Raw genomic sequence first — 16,647 nt, 5'->3', positions numbered from 1 at the left:
CTGTTTTTTACTTCCTAAAAAAATATGTCTGAAAAAATCTGATTGGTTTCTGGTTTAATAAGGGATGCCGTTGCATTGGGCAGGTCGATAGTGGTGGGATGATTATTTTTATCCTTTACTTTCACAGCTATAAAACCCTGCCGGGTAAGGGGCAGCGCATTATCAGTTACTGATGCCGCGCCAAAGGTTTTACCTATGTAGCGCCAGTAGGTCGCCCGGTTTTTAAACCGTAAGCTAAACACCGGCGATTTAAGCGTAGTATCCGTCTGTAACAGGTTATAGGTTGCACCGCTTGTTTTAACACAGATATCAATAAAAGCCCAGGCCGATGAGTCCATACTGTAATAAAACGGAAAGTCGTCAGTATAACCTGCAGTTGCCAGGTGGGCAGTATATAAGCCTTCAGGCAAATTGCCCATATCAGCTTTGATGATATTCAAAGGCCCGGTTTCCACACTGCCGGACACGTTTACCACATTGCCAAAGCGATCTTTTATAGTGAGTGCCGGGGTTTTATTTGCCACCGTTACCTGGTAGGTAAATATGCGCCCAAACTGGCGGATCAAATCATTATTACTTGCGTAGGCCAGCGGTTTTCCGCCTACCAGCGGATCGGTTACCCAGTTGCCCGCCGGGGTAGCGCCCGCTGCCGGATCAAGGTTATTTTTTTCTGGGCGATGAACAATTTAGTTGGCGCAGCCTGGTTATCTACCAGCATATCGCCCGGGTAATAATCGGTAGCAGCCTTGTAAACATTCGGTGTCGCTGTTAAAAACGGCGCCACACGCGGCGAATACGAAGGATCGTTGGTAAAAAAGTATACCATACCATCCGGCGCCTTTAAAGGCAGTGAGCTGTAGTTGGCAAAAAGCCCATCGTTAATAGCCAAACTGAAGCTAAAAACGGTGTTATCCGGCGGTACTATCTGCGGCTGCTCCTTGCCCCCGTTCAAGGTGTATGGGATGCCGGTAATAATGCCGGTTTCGGTTTGTTTATAAACCATGTGCAAGCCTGCGAACTTCGCCCTTGTAGCTTTAGTAGGCGTTACGCTCATGAAACTGCCTATGTCATAACGCTCCAGCATGGCCAGGCGCGCATCGGCGCTCAGCGTGTCAAAGAGTGTGATCCCGTCATCCAGGTGATAATGATGACGGATGTCAACCTCAAAAAGCGTTTCGTAGTTCAGGTCCAGTACCATCGGGTTTATAATTTACAGGTTAATCGCCGGCACTAATCGTTAGCTCAGTTTATCGCTCAGTTCTATCTTTTTAATGATGCCACGTGTTTCGGTCACATTATCGCGCAGTATTTCAATCAGCCTGACGCGGTACAATACATATGGAAATTGTTTACCACCCAACGTGCTCCACAGATAATTGGCCTGCTCAAATGTGGGCGAGTAGATATCAAGTATAAGGCGAAAATCGCCGAGGCCAACTTTCGTGGTCGGGCTGTTTTGTTTGGTAAAAGTGCTCTTGCCCTGAAAAAATTCGACGATATGCGACAGGAAGATCAGTGATTTTTCATAAGAAGAATGCAAACAGGCCGAAAACAAAACATACAGGTTAAGGTACATCGGCGCGTTACGATAGTTAATATCATCGCCGTTGCGTACGTAATTGGGTATATTTTTCATGGTAAACTCCTCGGATATATTTACCAGCGTTACCAGGATATTCTCAAGCCCTTTGATCTCATCATCGCTCAGGTGGGCTACGTTTTTAAGCTGGGTGAAGCTTGAGCTGAGCCCGCTGTTCCCGTCGGTTGTTTTGAGATAGTTATTCAACTGCTCGGCTAAAAAACTTACGGTTTGGTAAATCATGATAATTAGATGTTTATAGGTGTTTGCAGGTTAGCTGCTGATGTTAATCCAAAATTGGGCATCAGGCTTTAGTAACCTGCAAGTGTATGCACGCTAATTACCACGTATTTATACGCAATTAAGGCACGTATAAATACGTGGTAATGAACAGGTTAAAACAACACAAAACCTGAAAATTTCATCAAAAACGAACTTTTTAAAATGGATAACCAGTTGTCACGGCGCACTCTTCTTCAAATTCCATAATTTAAGCGCGGCGTAACATCGACAAAACCGGAGAACCTCGTATCTAATTGATGTTCAAACAAATATCTCAAAATCAGGATACTACTATCCTAAAGGATACCGGTATCCTTTAGGATAGTAGTATCTTTTTGATAGTTATGAGAGGTAATTTTGCTGCTACAAAACATACAGCAATGAAAATATTACATCTAATCAGCAGCCCGAGGGGCGAAGCATCATTCAGCGTAAAATTAGGCAGGGCCATCGTAAGTGAATTACAATCGGCCCATCCCGATCATACATTAACTACTCATGATTTAACCACTACTCCATTCCCGCACCTGGAAGAAGCACACATAACATCTTTTTTCACTCCTGAAGAAAAAGGACACCAGCGCTTGTTGAAGCCGTTAAACATTCGGACGAGGCAATTGCCGAACTAATGAATGCCGATGCTGTAGTTATTGATGCACCAATGTACAACTTCGGCATTCCGTCAACCTTAAAAACATGGATAGACCATATTGCCCGTGCGGGCAAAACTTTCAAATACGATGGAAAAACACCTGAGGGATTAGTTAAAAATAAAAAAGTATACCTTGCCATTTCATCTGGCGGAGTATATTCTGAAGGATTCATGAAAGCTTATGATTTCACCGAGTCCTATTTAAGGGCTGTACTGGGCTTTATGGGGATGACGGATATTAAAGCATTTAGAGTTGAAGGCGTAAAGGTACCGGGCATGCAGGAAATTGCTTTAGATAAAGCGATACAGGCAATTGAGCTTTAATATTAAAACATCCGGAGGAAGTAGTTGCTTTCTTCGGGTGTTTTTGTTTTAAATTTTAATAACAAAGCTATCCGTTAAAACAGCTGTATTTTCGTCCTCATCAGCTACGGTGTAATATTCACCGGTTAAGGTGAGCCCATTGTTAATCTTTTCAACAGCGATCTTTAAAAAACCATGACGGGTATCGCAACTGTATTCAAGGCTAACCCCATCAAACCTGGAATCTTCGGCAGTAAAACCCGTATTGTCGGTCAAAGCAATTGGATGCAACTCATCAAAACCACCGGTACCGGCTACAATATAAGGCATCATGGTTAAGTCATCATATTGCTTACTGAAACGCTGATAATTGTGTACGTGCCCGCTAAAAACTATATCAGGCCTGACGCCGGTTTCTTCAAAAACACCTTCCAGGAAATCAATCATCGGCAAACTGGCTCCATGATTAATATCTGCCGAATAAGGGGCATGGTGCATACAAAGGATAATTGCCTTATCTGGCCGCTGCATATCGGCAGATCGCAGTTCCTCCATAAACCATTCACGCTGCTCGCGGGTAACAACGCCGTACTTAGGTACATTGGTATGTAAACCGATGATGGTTGCCAGCGGGGTGTCCATTGTCCAGTAAATATTGGGCTGCGGCATGCTTTTGCGGTCTATCCTTCGGCTCAGCATTACCTGGCGCGAAACAGTATCACAAAACACAGTTGTAAAAGCATCAAGGCTTTGATACGGCATCGCAGCGGAAGGATTTACATCACTATCATGGTTACCGGCTATCGCGAATATCGGCCCCGGATAAAGGCTATAGGGTTCAAAAAACTGTTCATAATAGTTTTGAGCCTCTCCGTAGTTGTAAACAACATCACCTAAATGGTACAAAAACTTTGGTTTACCGGCGCCGGAAAGCACTTTATACTGTGCAGCCATTAAAGCTGCTATGCGCCTTTGCGAACCCGGATTACGGATGCTGCCGGTATCCCCTACCATATGAAAAACCATTTTGTCATCAGCAATGCCGGGCACTACATCATGTATGGATAGATGATAGGGATAATTGCCGGAGGGTTCGGGCAGGGGCTGAAATTTATAGCTGTCATCCGGCTGATCTTTTTTGATGACCGGGCCTGTGTGTTTTAACGAGGAAATTAAAGCCATCTGCTCCATGATGTCAACAAAATTACGCAACCTAATATTAAGGCAGGGTTAAATTGGGGTTTAGGGTTTAACAGGGCCAGCCTGAGATCACGGGTTCAAAATTCTATCAGGCCAATGGTAATTGAAGTGCTTACCTTTGCGGCATGAAAAACTACAAAACAATCTTATCTGCAACCCTGCTTACTTTATCGGCATGTAGTGTTAATCATGTTAAAAACACATCTGCCGGTTCTGATTCTGCTAAAAATCAAAGTTCTGCCCCTGCTATAAGCGCCAGCCTGTTTGCCAAAATGCAAATAAAGCCAACAATTAAAATTGGAGCCGCCGTTGAGCTAAAATTCACCGTTTACAACGATGCCGACACTGCCCGTCAATTTTGCAAATGGCATACCCCATTTGAGCCGTTGATGAGCAAATACCTCGACGTAAAAGATGCAAGTGGTCAGGAAATACTATACAAAGGCGCTATGGCCAAAAGAATCATGCCGCCCCCGCCCAGCAGCTATATTAAAGTTAATCCAAAGGATAGCTTAATGGCTACTATTGACCTGCTAAAGGCTTATGATATCAGTAAACCATCAAAATATACTGTTATTTACGTAGGGCAAAATATGAGCGGGCTTACCGTGAAAGACAGTGTAGCTTTTGTTTATGAAGGGAAGTAAACCCCCATCTTCGCGCACAGTCAACTCACCCGGTCTGCGCTTCGCTGGACCACCCTCTCTCCGGCTTCGCCGCAAAGAGGGAAACGAAAATAAAAATGCCCACCTCTTTACGCTCGCGTAGAGAGGGGTGACGAGCGCAGCGATGTCGGGGTAAGTCTATACGGTGCTTAATCCCTCCGAAAATCAAGAGGCTACCTCCTTCATTTTCTTCAATGCTGTTTTAGCCACCGTTAAAGCATCCTGTGCATAATAACTTTTATTAAAAACCTCGAACGAGATCACCAGCGGCCGTTCGGGGTTTTTAACTATTTGCAGGATCTGTTTAATCGGGGCGATACCATCTCCGCAATAGATCCTGTCGGGTTCGGAGATCAGCTCAGGACTGATACCTGCCGGATAGTCATTTACATGAAAAATATCCAGTGCGCGATGACCAACATAATTCAGGCTCTCTACAGCCGATTGACCCTTAAAAATGTGGAACACATCGAGCAAAATGCGGGCATTCGCTTTACCGCATTGCGTAGCTACATAAAGTACCTGGCTTATGTGTTTCAGATTTTGTGAGCCGCCCCACATTTCCAGTTGAGGCATAACACCGGTTTGTTCACCCATTTTCAGGATGGTAAGATATCGTTCGGTTACCACATCCAGATCAAGTACAGGGCCTTTGGTCACGCCCGCCGGAGGGGCTGCAATACGATAACAGCCTATCTGTGCCAGCATTTCCATTTCCCGTTGAAGCTGCTCCAGCGCTTTTTTACGGATAGTTTCATCATCAGCCAGCCATGGGGCAAAACCGATAGCATCTTCAACTTTAAGGCCTAATCCCTTGATGATCTTTTTGGCTTCGGTTAATGACCCGCCGCTTTGCAGATAAGTTTGCAGGGTATCTATCCAGATCTCTACTGAGGTAAAACCGGCTTTGGCAGCTACTTCAAGCTCTTTAACAAAACCAAGATTATGCCCGCGGATGGTGCTCATATTTAATGAGTAAACAAAGCCGCTGCCAGCTTTTGGAGCTATGGGCGCTGCTACCGCTCCAGTTTCGCTCAATACGGCAGCCCCCGCTGTTAAACCTATAGCCTTTAACACTTGTCGGCGGTTTAAATTACTCATATATTAATCTTTTAAACCTTTTATATAAGCAATGGTAATGGGTAGCTGCTGGCTGTATGAGGGACTTTCATCCTCGATGAAATAATGTTTGATCCCTGCCTTTTTTGCAGCTTTCAACACTCCGGGGATATCAATTTGCCCGGTGCCTAAGGCAACATCATTTTTGGTATCGGTGCCACCTGTAAGGTCGTTAGCTACGCCTTTGCGGATATCTTTCAGATGCATCAGTTTCATCCTCGACGGATACTTATTGATCAATGCAGCCGGGTCCTGCCCACCATGGAACGACCACAGGATATCTATCTCGAACGAGACATATTTCGGATCGGTATTTTGGGCGATATAATCAAACAATGTACCATCGTTATAAGTTCCAAACTCGTAACCGTGATTATGGTAACAGAAGGTTAAACCCGCTTCACTCAGGATCTTACCCACCCGATTAAAATCGGCAGCGGCTTTCTTGGCATCATCCAAAGTAAACTCTTTACCATGTGGGATCCAGGCAACCATCACATATTTGGCGCCCAGTATTTTAGCCAGCTTGATCACACTACCCGGATCATTAACAATTGCGTCATACCCTGCCCCGGTTGATGGGATGCTGATACCGCGGTCATCGCACATTTTCCTGAACTCTTCGGGTGGCATCCCTTTCGGCCCTTCGCCTTCAATTTCAGTGATGCCCAATGATTTTATAGTATCCAGCACGGCAGCGGTAGCTTTTGGCATACTACTGCGAAATGTGTAAGCCTGCACTCCTATCGGGCCGGTAAATAATGGTTTGCCTTGTGCTGAAGCTTTGTTTTGTCCCCAAGCCATGACGGCTACGAGGGCTATAAAAATGGTTGATTTTTTCATGGTTAAAATTGGTTAACGATTAATAATTGCAGCTAAAGACTTACGAAGTTTTAAAAACTTCGTAAGTCTTTAGCTGCTTTGTCATTTCACTTTCAGAGGTTGCATGTTTTTGCGCTTCGAAATCGTTACTCAACAAACTGAATATCCTTTAAATTTAAAATACCATCACTCGGTTTAGAATGTTTTATGGCGAAGAAATATACATCATGTTTTCCCCTTACTGGCTTACCCAACACCCCGGTTACTTCACCGGTTTTATCCCAGGAACCCGTGGTTGAATAAGCCACAGAGCTGATCACCGGCCCGGCCTGCGAATCGAGCCTCACCTCTATCTCCCCGTCATAATCCTTCGAAGCATATTTATAAGCAAACTTGCTAATGTTGGTCAGGTCAATATTCCTAAACAGTACATATGATTTATGGTTACCCGCCGACAGGTCATCTTTAAATCTATTAAAGCCTTTCAACTCATCGGCATAAACAGCCTTCTCTGCAGCATTCCGCAACACCACCATATCCGTAGCTTTCAGCGGACCAACAACTTTACCGCCCTTATCGGTATAAGATGCCAGCAGTGTGTATTCTCCGCGCGGTTCGGCATCATTAAATTTCAGATTGAGTGTTCCGGTTAAGAGCAAAGGCAATACCGGGCTCTTTTTATCCGTAAGCGAAAAAATGTATTTCACTATTTCTCGCGTATCGGCATTTGATAGTTGCGGATGCGCGCTCATTACATGCTCGGTACCCCAGCTACCCGCGCCGCCCGCAATTATCTTTTTGGAGAGCTGATCAATAGCTCCCTTTTGTGTTTTGTACCGTTTTGCAATAGCTAAAAAGCTTGGCCCAACGGCAGTTTTATTAACAGTATGGCACGATTTGCAATCACTATTAGCCATCAGCCCCTTACCCGGATAGCTTACCTCGGTAGTTGACAAAGCCGTTAAGTTTTGTGTGGTACTATTGGCCGAGGGCTGCGGGTTGTAGATATAAAATAATTTTACCCTTTTGGGATCTATTTTACCGTCCTCCTTATCACTAACCACTACATGGTAGCGGAAAGGCTTGCCTTTCCAGATGAATGATTTATTATCAGCACTGGCTATGGTCACTTCGGGTTTGGTATTGCCAACCCTTACAATTACCGTATCCCGACCGGACAAGCCGCCCTTATCCGTTACTTTCAATATGGTTTTATAAACACCCGGCTTAGTAAAAGTATAACTTGCCGATGGAGTGGCAGCCCCAACAGTTTTACCATCAAACAACCACTGATAAGTGATCTTATCGTCGTCATCTAAATCTTTACTGTTCTGGCTGCTGAAAGTTACTTTAAGCGGGGCCTGGCCGGCTATTTCCTTTTTAGCAGGAAACTCTTTTAACTCCGCGGTTAAAAACCTGGTTTTGGCGAATTTATTAAATGCCGCTGTATCCGAAATACTTGCTTTAGCAATCGGCGCACGGTTACCGGTATTGTATTCAATTTTAACCAAACGGGCGTCTTCATTTTGGGCACCATAAACCGAGCCATACTCCAGCATATACAGGGCGCCATCCGGGCCAAACTCCATATCAATTGGTCGGCGGAAATCGCCGTTGGCAGGCATAAAGGCTTCGTTGCGTAAATAGTTCTCATCTTTATCAAACCTCAGGTCTATCACCCAGTTGCGCATCCAGTCGGCCACAAACAAGGCGCCGTCATAATATTCAGGGAATTTGTTCGGGTTTTTAATATGCTTATCGAACTCATAAAAATCGCCGCCGATGGCGCAACGGCCTCCCATACCCAACTCCGGAAACTCGTCGGAAGCGGCGTAAGGATACCAGATCATGGCCGGGGTAGCAGGAGGTAGTATATTTAAGCCGGTGTTATTCGGCGAATTATTTACCGGTGCTTTAGGATCAAAATTTGGCCCTGGCCTGGCATTCACAAAATCCCAGTGCGAGTAAGCAAAGTTGTTGCCCACAAAATATGGCCAGCCAAAGTTTCCTGCTTTGCGCGCCTGGTTAAACTCATCGTACCCGCGTGGCCCGCGCGGTGAATCTTTACCTGCATCCGGCCCAATCTCGCCCCAGTATAAAACCGATGTTTTAGGATTTACCGCAATCCGGTATGGATTACGGCAGCCCATAACATAAATTTCGGGCTTGGTTTTAGCCATCCCTTTCGGGAAAAGGTTTCCTTCGGGGATGGTGTAAGTTCCATCAGCCTCGGGGTGGATCCGCAGGATCTTGCCTTTAAAATCGTTGGTATTGCCGGCGCTCCGCTGCGCGTCAAGGCTGTAATGTTCCGTTCCGGGGCGCTCATCCAGCGGTGCATAACCATCAGAAGGAAAGGGGCTTGAGCTATCACCCGTTGACAAGTACAGGTTTTTATTCTTATCCCAGGCCAGCGAACCACCATGGTGAGCACCGCTCACCTTTTGTACCGGTACTTTAAGCAGGATTTTCTCCGATTTAAGGTCGAGCACATCCGCCGGACTTAACTTGAAGCGCGAAAGCTGGAAGTTAAGCGGTTCAATGGTTTGCCCGGCGGGCATATAGTAGATATAAACAAATTGGTTCCTGTCAAAATCAGGGTCGAGCGTGAGGCCGATAACACCCGTGCCGCCTTCATAGGTGATCGGGAATTTATGGATTAATTTAAACTTATTGGTTTTTGTATTATAAACGGAAAAATTGCCCAATAACTGGGTGAAAAACACACGACCATCCTTTGCTGCCGACAGTTCCATAGGCGAAGCAATGTTACTTACCAGCACCGTTTTAATAAACCTGGTTTGATCGGGCGCTACTTTAGAATATGATTTACCATAATCAAGCGGTTTGCCACTGCCCATAGCGTATTTGATCCCGCCGAGCATTTGCCCCAAAAACAGGGGATCGCTGTAGCTTTCGTCGGTATGGCCGCAGCCTGTATAAAATGCCCGGCCGCCATCAAACTCATGATACCAGGTTATGGGATGATTAGCGCCGTTGGTGCCACCGTCGTAAGTATTTTCATCGAGGCTTGCCAGCACATGGATGCCACTATATATAGATTTGTAATTGTACCATCTCGTCAGTACGCTCCCACCTTGTGGGCAAGTTGGCGGTGGCCGGCTGGCTTTTATCGGTTACATCAATAGTAGCCTTCCGGATATTAGAGTTGTTAGGATGGCTTGAAAAATAAGCCCCAACCAGCTTGCCGTACCATGGCCAGTCGTACTCGGTATCAGCCGCAGAGTGTACACCCATAAAACCACCGCCTGCCTGTATATAACGTTCAAAAGCTGCCTGCTCAACCGCATTAAGCACATTGCCTGTAGTGCAGTTAAATATTACTGCCCGGTATTTCTTCAGATTATCGTCGTTAAAATTAGCAGAGTTGGTGGTGGTATCCACATCAAAGCCATTCTCGTTACCTAATTTTTGAATGGCCGCTATCCCAAACGGGATACATGAATGGTGCCAGCCTAAAGTTTTTGAAAACACCAGCACCCGCGGCTTATCAGATGGTTTTTTAAAGGAATAGAGCAGGAAAGTTAATCCTGTCAAAAAAACGAAGGTGAGTTTTGTTTTTAATGACATGTTTGAGGTTATTATTGGTTTACATTTTTAATGAATAGCCATAAAAGCAGCATTAATCCCATCGCCTTGCTAAAAGGATTTATAAACAAGGCAAAAAATATGAAATGCAGTATCGCTAAAAAGGCTGTTCAACAATTGGCTAACACAATATTACTATTTAAAAAACTCACTGTGTATTAATTACACTTTTATTTTTAGCAGGAATGGATTTGTAATTGAATTGTTACTACCATCAATACAAGATGAGATCTGCCGGATGCAGAAGTGCATAACCGAGCCTCCGCCGGCTTCATTCTGAAGGTAAGGTGAGGGACATTTTTAAGGAAGTAAGTCACCTTGCAGCGAAAGCTCACTTCGCCGGTAAGTAACTATCATATACTAAGACAAAATCTGGTTCCGGTACTGGCGCGGGCTTACCTTTTTAATCACTTTAAAAAAGCGGTTAAAGTTTGATACATTATTAAAGCCGCATTCATAGGCTATATCTGTAATACTGTAATCTTTATTACTTAGCAGTTTGCAGGCATAACCAATTCTTGTTTCATTTACAAACTGAGTAAACGACTTTTGGGTACGCGCCTTAAAAAACCGGCAAAAGGCAAAAGTGTTCATGTTAGCCACATCGGCAATGGTATTTAGTGAAATATCCTCTCTGAAATTATCAAAGATATACTTAAATACCTGGTCCATGCGCTTACTATCATGATATTGATAATAGTTGATATAGTTGATACTGGCCAGCAGGTTATGCTCCGGGTCTGCACTCATGATATTGAGGATCTCGAGCAGGGTGATGATCCTTTGCAACCCTTCCTGCTGTACTATCTGGTACATCAGTTTTATTACCATATCACGGCTTTTACCCTTTAGCTCCATCCCTCTTTGCGCCTTACTTAAAAACAACTCCACTTTGCGTATGTTACCAAATGCCGAAAGATTCATGAGCAATTTTGACGGATTGAAGTGAATAGATAGTGAATGCGCATAATGTTCAGGGTCATCCTCATTGGGTTGTTCCTGGGTATTATGCCAAACATGCGGAATATTTGAACCAAGAAAAATAAGCTCGCCGCTTTCAAAATAATCAACCAGATCGCCGATGATGCGCTTACCCGAGCCTTTTACAATGTGCACCAACTGGCATTCTTCATGAAAATGGAACTCACTTGAGAAAAAAGGAAGTTTCACCTCCCGTGCAACAAATAGGTCATCCGACTGTACCCCGTCAGACAATACGGCTAAAATTGGTTTCATTTTAACAAAACATGAAGAGAAAAGCTAAATATAAGCAAAAATACTATCGAAAGTTGCCAATTAAAGTGAAAGTAAAAAATCAAACGGCACTAATTTTACAGCACCATACCTTATCCGGAAAGGTATAATAAACCGATTTATAAACACAAGGAACAAAATTTCATTAGGGCTTTTCGACATAGAACGGCCTGAAACTATTTGCAAAATATATTTACCTACATGTATATCAATAAAATTGAAGTTACCGACAAGCGTTTTAATTTAGGCAATGGCGCCGGCTCTGATGCAGTAAACGATTCAACCCAGTATGCTTATGCCATTTGCGAACTGCATACCGATAGTAGCGTAAAAGGCATTGGCCTGGCCTTTACCCTTGGTGCCGGTAATGACCTGGTATGCAAAGCCATCCAATACCTTTCCGAAACATTACAGGGGCGAGAAATTGAGGAACTTATGGCCGATTTTGGTTCGGTTTACCGTTCGATACTGGATTCGCCCACCTACCGCTGGCTGGGTCCGCACAAAGGCGTTATGCAATTAGCCCTTGCAGCTATAGTAAATGCATGCTTCGATCTTTGGGCCAAGAGTCGCCAGGTACCGCTCTGGAAACTTTTGCTTGATTTAAGCCCGAAAGAACTGGTGGCAACGCTCGACCTCAACTACCTTGAAGATGTATTGACTGTTGAAGAAGCAGAAAATATTTTAAAGGGCAATTTTACAGGCCGCACATTACGCAACGGCGTTTTGCAAACAGGTTATAAGGCGTATGATACATCAGTGGGCTGGTTTAATTATTCGGATGAGAAGATCAAAGAGAACGTAGCACGCGCCATTGACCGGGGATTTACCGCCATGAAGTTAAAAGTTGGCTCAGATGATCCGCAACGTGATATCCGCAGGGCAAAGCTGGTTAGGGCCGAAGCCGGCAACAAAACAACCATTATGCTTGATGCCAACCAAAAATGGAACCTGCCTCAGGCTATTTCTATTTGTAAAGAATTGAGCAGCATAAACCCTTACTGGATAGAGGAACCCACGCACCCTGATGATGTTTTGGCGCATCAAACATTAGCTAAAGATATTGCGCCCCTTAAAATCGCTGCGGGCGAGCATATCCCTAATAAAATCATATTTAAAAACTTTTTCAGGCCGGCGCCATAGATTTTTGCCAGGTTGATTGCGTGCGTGTTGGCGGTGTATCCGAGTTTTTGACGATAAGCCTGCTGGCAAAAAATTCAACATACCGGTAGTTCCGCACGTTGGCGACATGGGGCAGATCCATCAACACTTAGTGCTGTTCAACCATGTGGCTATTGGACACGAAAACTTATTTTTGGAACATATACCGCATTTGGCCAAGTATTTTAAAAATCCGGCCAATATTAGCGGGGGCTATTACGCCGTACCTGCCGAAGCAGGCAACAGCAGCGACCTTGTAACCAGCTAAAAACCAAAGATGAACCAATTATTAAACAAAGTAATATTTATTACCGGAGGGGCATCGGGCATTGGTTTGGCCTGTGCCGAAGCTTATATCCGTGAGGGAGCAACCGTTTTTATAATGGATGTAAATGAGCGCGCCCTGTATAAAACCCTCGACCGTTTTGGTGGCAACCATGAAGGTATTCCTGGTGATGTATCAAAGGCGGCTGATGTAAAGGCTGCTTTCGATGCCATACGGAAACACTACGGCAGGCTTGATGCTATTCATAACAATGCCGCTATAGCCCATCCCTCAAAACCGGTTGATGAAACCGAAGAAGACGAATGGGACGCACTTATGAGCATTAACCTCAAAAGCCTGTTCTGGACAACCAAATATGGTATTGATCTGCTCAAAGTTTCAAAAGGCTGCATTTTAAACACCAGCAGTATGGCCGGGGATATAGGTCAAAGCCTGCATGCTGCTTATACAGCAGCTAAAGGCGGCATCAATGCCCTAACCAAATCAATGGCGCTTGATTATGCACAATATGGTATCAGGGTAAATGCTGTTTCGCCTGCCGGCGTATGGACACCATTGCTTAAACAATGGGCTGCCGAACAACCCGATCCAGGATCGATAGAAAAATACTTAAACGATATCCATGCATTAGGTTACTGCCCTGAGGGCGATGTAGTAGCAGATGCCGCAGTTTTCCTGCTTTCGGACGCGGCCCGGTTTGTAACCGGCTGCATTATGCCCGTAAGCGGTGGCGCCGAACTTGGATACAGACGATAAAACAAGATATTAACCATGAACAAAATCAATGGTAATGCATCAAAATATCTGGCTCCGCTGTTGATAGTAATGAGCCTGATGTTTTTCTGGAACCTGAGCCGCAATATCAATGATGTGCTTATTCCACACCTCAAGCGTGCCTGCCAGCTAACCGACCTGCAATCGTCACTAATCCAGTCGGCATTTTTTGGGGCTTATTTTTTGATGGCCTTGCCTGCAGGGCGTTTCATTGAAAACATGGGTTACAGGGCCGGGATGCTTACCGGGCTTATATTAGCTGCTATTGGAGCTGCCATATTTTATCCGGCAGCAACCACCAGGTATTATCCTGTGTTCCTGCTGGCATTGTTTACCATGGCATCGGGTTTTGCCATACTGGAGGTTACGGCTACTCCCTATATTTCAAAACTTGGCGATCCGGATCATGCGTCGAGCCGGCTAAGCTTAGCTGCGGCCGTTGGTTCAATGGGCGCCACTATAGGGCCATTCATCGGTTCTAAATTTTTATTGCACGAAAAGGATATCCCTGCAAAGCTTATCCAATCCTTTAGCCCCGAACAACTAAAGGCGTTTTTAAACAACGAGGCGCATTTGGTTATCCCACCCTATCTGACACTGGCTGCGCTATTTATTGCCCTTTGCGTGGTACTTTATTTTTTGAAATTGCCGGTTATCCATGAGGGTAACAACCGTCAAAAACTATCGGGAGTATTTAAATTCAGGCATACTATGCTGGGCGTATTAGCAGTTTTTGCCTATTTGGGTGCCGAAGTTGGCGTGGTGAGTTTTATCATTCGCTATACAAAATCATTGAATATTACTGGTATTACCGAGCAAAAATCGGCCCTGTTTATTACACTTTACATGGCGCTGGTTTTAACCGGGCGCTTGCTGGGTGCGTTTTTGCTTAAGCAGGTTAAACCCAATAAAGTGCTTACCCTATGCAGTATCGGAGCATTTACGCTGATATTGATATCGGTACTTACCGGCGGTTACTTATCCATAATTTCACTGTCAATAGTAGGACTGTTTACCTCGGTGATGTATCCTATCATTTTTACGCTTAGCATCAAAAGCATAGGGGACTATACCAAGGTAGCTTCATCACTGCTCATCATGGGAGTTGTAGGCGGAGCCATTATTCCGCCAATAATGGGCTTGATATCAGATCATTCAGGCATTAAGATGGCATTCATTGCACCACTGGTTTGCTATGTGTACGTACTATATTACGGAATTAAAGGCTATATGGTAAAAAACAAAACTTATTCGAATGAATCCGAAGAACCACAGTTGACAGCAATAGGACACTAACCTACTTATTAAGCTTACGAAGTTTTAAATACCTCGCAAGTTTCTGAGCGTTCGCTGCACCTGATGCTGCCGTGAACCATCAACAATGAACCATTAACTAAAAGTAGCCAATACCATATTGCGCAACTTTTTGCGTTTCAATATTATTTTGTTGTGAAAACTACACTTAATACAACTAAATTGTTTCAGTAAGTCATTTTTTACTCAAAATCAAAAAACCGATGTCAAAATAGTATCGAAACAAATCAATTTAAGTACAATTTATTGCCAATACCCTCCATATTTTTACCCTTGATTATAAACGCCAGCTACTAAAAGTTTACAAAACATTTTTTAATCAAAAACCAGAATCCAAAAAAAGGACGAAGTTTTTGAAGTGGAATTTTTATATCCAAAATTGAATGATTAAAACTTTACTAATTACGCTATTATTTGGGTTCACGGCCGGTATTGCCTCAGCACAAGATCATGAAAATGTAAGTGCGGGCAATACCCACGCCGTATATACTATTCAAAATGCACCTAACGATACCTGGAAGGGATTTGAACGTGTTAATATTACCATAGGCCCCCACAAAGCTTATTATGTAAAACCTAAAAAGGCGCTCGAAGGTAATCCATGGGTTTGGCGGGCTTCATTTCCGGATTGGCATACCGATATTGATAGTATCCTGTTAGCCAAAGGCTTTCATGTAGCTTTCGTAAATGTTGATGATCAATATGGCAGCCCCTATGCATTGCAGGTTTGGGATGCTTTTTATCAGTATTTAACAGCTAAACAAGCTTTCGCTGCCAAAGTTGCCCTTGAAGGCGTTAGTCGTGGCGGTTTATATGTATATGGCTGGGCCAAACGCAATCCTGATAAAATTAGTTGCATTTATAATGAAGCCCCTGTTTGCAATATTGAAAGCTGGCCGGGAGGTAAACTAAGTGCCCCGGGCGATGCCGCTCTGTGGAAACAGCTGCAACAGGTGTATCACTTTACCGAACAACAAGCGCTTGATTACAAAGACAATCCTATTGATAACCTTGACGGCCTTGCTGCTTTTAAGGTACCGGTTATGCATATCATAGGTATCAATGATAAACTGGTACCCAATGCCGAAAACACCAACATCCTTGCTCAACGTTATACCGCATTAGGCGGGCCGATGATGATATATCCGGTAACTGCCGGTCCGCAGGAATTGAACGGGCACCACTTCCCTATCGAAAATCCCGGGCACTGGGCTGATATGATCATAAGCTACTGCTATCCTGTAAAAAAAGTGCTGCCATATACCGATTACTTTATAACCCGTAACGGCTTGGCCAACAGTCTTAGTGTATTCAGTGCAGGCAAGAAAGCTACAGTAGCTTTTTTAGGCGGATCAATTACTTATAACCCCGGCTGGCGCGAAAAGATAAGCCGTTACCTTACCGAACGTTTTCCCGCAACCAGTTTTCATCTTATACAGGCCGGCATACCCTCGTTAGGTAGTGTACCGCATGCATTCCGTTTACAGCGGGATGTGCTTGATTCGGGCAAGGTTGATTTGATGTTTGTTGAAGCCGCGGTAAACGATAACGTGAACGGACTGGACAGCCTTACCGAGGTACAGGCCCTCGAAGGAATTGTAAGGCATGCAAAAAAGCCAATCCGCTGATT

General features: G+C 44.3%; 17 protein-coding genes. 8 read left to right on the top strand and 9 right to left on the bottom strand.

Features of this window, described 5'->3' with window-relative positions; genetic code table 11:
- Positions 1–14: 14 nt before the first annotated feature.
- From ACRQ5D_RS18925 to ACRQ5D_RS18915, 3 genes are read right to left on the bottom strand one after another with little or no spacing between them, the layout of a single operon-like run.
- Positions 15–566 carry a hypothetical protein gene (locus ACRQ5D_RS18925; RefSeq protein WP_432326230.1) on the bottom strand — a complete coding sequence of 184 codons (552 nt, stop codon included), beginning with the start codon at positions 564–566 and terminating at the stop codon, positions 15–17.
- A 50-nt stretch (positions 567–616) separates the two neighbouring features.
- A complete protein-coding gene (locus ACRQ5D_RS18920; RefSeq protein ID WP_431200187.1) occupies positions 617–1,198 on the bottom strand; it encodes a hypothetical protein in 582 nt (193 codons plus the stop codon).
- 39 nt (positions 1,199–1,237) lie between these two features.
- A complete protein-coding gene (locus ACRQ5D_RS18915; protein ID WP_090524152.1) occupies positions 1,238–1,822 on the bottom strand; it encodes a DUF4255 domain-containing protein in 585 nt (194 codons plus the stop codon).
- Positions 1,823–2,241: 419 nt separating this feature from the next.
- On the opposite strand from ACRQ5D_RS18915, the gene ACRQ5D_RS18910 reads away from it, so the two are divergent.
- Positions 2,242–2,490: an NAD(P)H-dependent oxidoreductase gene (locus ACRQ5D_RS18910; protein WP_432326227.1), complete on the top strand. Its 249-nt coding sequence runs from the start codon at positions 2,242–2,244 to the stop codon at positions 2,488–2,490.
- Positions 2,490–2,837, top strand: a complete 348-nt coding sequence (locus tag ACRQ5D_RS18905) for an FMN-dependent NADH-azoreductase (protein WP_432326225.1) — start codon at positions 2,490–2,492, stop codon at positions 2,835–2,837. The genes ACRQ5D_RS18910 and ACRQ5D_RS18905 overlap by 1 nt, the downstream gene beginning before the upstream one ends.
- Before the next feature lie 48 nt (positions 2,838–2,885).
- Here the strand turns inward: ACRQ5D_RS18905 and ACRQ5D_RS18900 are convergent, their stop codons facing one another.
- The gene (locus ACRQ5D_RS18900; protein WP_091171582.1) at positions 2,886–3,998 is read right to left on the bottom strand and encodes a metallophosphoesterase; all 1,113 of its coding nucleotides are present in this window, start codon (positions 3,996–3,998) and stop codon (positions 2,886–2,888) included.
- A gap of 143 nt (positions 3,999–4,141) precedes the next feature.
- On the opposite strand from ACRQ5D_RS18900, the gene ACRQ5D_RS18895 reads away from it, so the two are divergent.
- Complete coding sequence (locus ACRQ5D_RS18895) at positions 4,142–4,663, top strand: protease (protein WP_091171157.1); 522 nt, start codon at positions 4,142–4,144, stop codon at positions 4,661–4,663.
- A 183-nt stretch (positions 4,664–4,846) separates the two neighbouring features.
- Here ACRQ5D_RS18895 and ACRQ5D_RS18890 read toward each other — a convergent pair whose 3' ends face one another.
- From ACRQ5D_RS18890 to ACRQ5D_RS18870, 5 genes are all read right to left on the bottom strand, one after another.
- Complete coding sequence (locus ACRQ5D_RS18890; RefSeq protein WP_091171155.1) at positions 4,847–5,782, bottom strand: sugar phosphate isomerase/epimerase family protein; 936 nt, start codon at positions 5,780–5,782, stop codon at positions 4,847–4,849.
- A 3-nt stretch (positions 5,783–5,785) separates the two neighbouring features.
- Positions 5,786–6,643, bottom strand: a complete 858-nt coding sequence (locus ACRQ5D_RS18885) for a sugar phosphate isomerase/epimerase family protein (protein ID WP_091171152.1) — start codon at positions 6,641–6,643, stop codon at positions 5,786–5,788.
- 125 nt (positions 6,644–6,768) lie between these two features.
- A complete protein-coding gene (locus ACRQ5D_RS18880; protein WP_431200186.1) occupies positions 6,769–9,660 on the bottom strand; it encodes a PQQ-dependent sugar dehydrogenase in 2,892 nt (963 codons plus the stop codon).
- Positions 9,661–9,670: 10 nt separating this feature from the next.
- Complete coding sequence (locus tag ACRQ5D_RS18875; protein WP_431200185.1) at positions 9,671–10,210, bottom strand: ThuA domain-containing protein; 540 nt, start codon at positions 10,208–10,210, stop codon at positions 9,671–9,673.
- Positions 10,211–10,588: 378 nt separating this feature from the next.
- Positions 10,589–11,464 carry an AraC family transcriptional regulator gene (locus ACRQ5D_RS18870; RefSeq protein WP_091171146.1) on the bottom strand — a complete coding sequence of 292 codons (876 nt, stop codon included), beginning with the start codon at positions 11,462–11,464 and terminating at the stop codon, positions 10,589–10,591.
- A 219-nt stretch (positions 11,465–11,683) separates the two neighbouring features.
- Here ACRQ5D_RS18870 and ACRQ5D_RS18865 point away from each other — a divergent pair, with 219 nt between their 5' ends.
- From ACRQ5D_RS18865 to ACRQ5D_RS18845, 5 genes are all read left to right on the top strand, one after another.
- Positions 11,684–12,625 (top strand): enolase C-terminal domain-like protein, encoded by a 942-nt coding sequence (locus tag ACRQ5D_RS18865; protein WP_432326222.1) that lies wholly within the window; start codon positions 11,684–11,686, stop codon positions 12,623–12,625.
- 106 nt (positions 12,626–12,731) lie between these two features.
- Positions 12,732–12,911 (top strand): hypothetical protein, encoded by a 180-nt coding sequence (locus ACRQ5D_RS18860; RefSeq protein WP_431200183.1) that lies wholly within the window; start codon positions 12,732–12,734, stop codon positions 12,909–12,911.
- 9 nt (positions 12,912–12,920) lie between these two features.
- Positions 12,921–13,685 (top strand): SDR family NAD(P)-dependent oxidoreductase, encoded by a 765-nt coding sequence (locus ACRQ5D_RS18855; RefSeq protein WP_431200182.1) that lies wholly within the window; start codon positions 12,921–12,923, stop codon positions 13,683–13,685.
- Between the two features lie 15 nt (positions 13,686–13,700).
- The gene (gene fucP, locus ACRQ5D_RS18850; RefSeq protein ID WP_091171138.1) at positions 13,701–14,999 is read left to right on the top strand and encodes an L-fucose:H+ symporter permease; all 1,299 of its coding nucleotides are present in this window, start codon (positions 13,701–13,703) and stop codon (positions 14,997–14,999) included.
- A 401-nt stretch (positions 15,000–15,400) separates the two neighbouring features.
- On the top strand, positions 15,401–16,645 hold the full coding sequence (locus tag ACRQ5D_RS18845) for an SGNH/GDSL hydrolase family protein (protein WP_431200181.1): 1,245 nt from the start codon (positions 15,401–15,403) through the stop codon (positions 16,643–16,645).
- Positions 16,646–16,647: the final 2 nt, after the last annotated feature.

It is taken from the genome of Mucilaginibacter sp. P25, assembly GCF_050859465.1.
In the GTDB taxonomy this organism is placed as follows: Bacteria; Bacteroidota; Bacteroidia; order Sphingobacteriales; family Sphingobacteriaceae; genus Mucilaginibacter; species Mucilaginibacter gossypii.
This window is presented reverse-complemented; position numbering and strand designations above follow the sequence as displayed.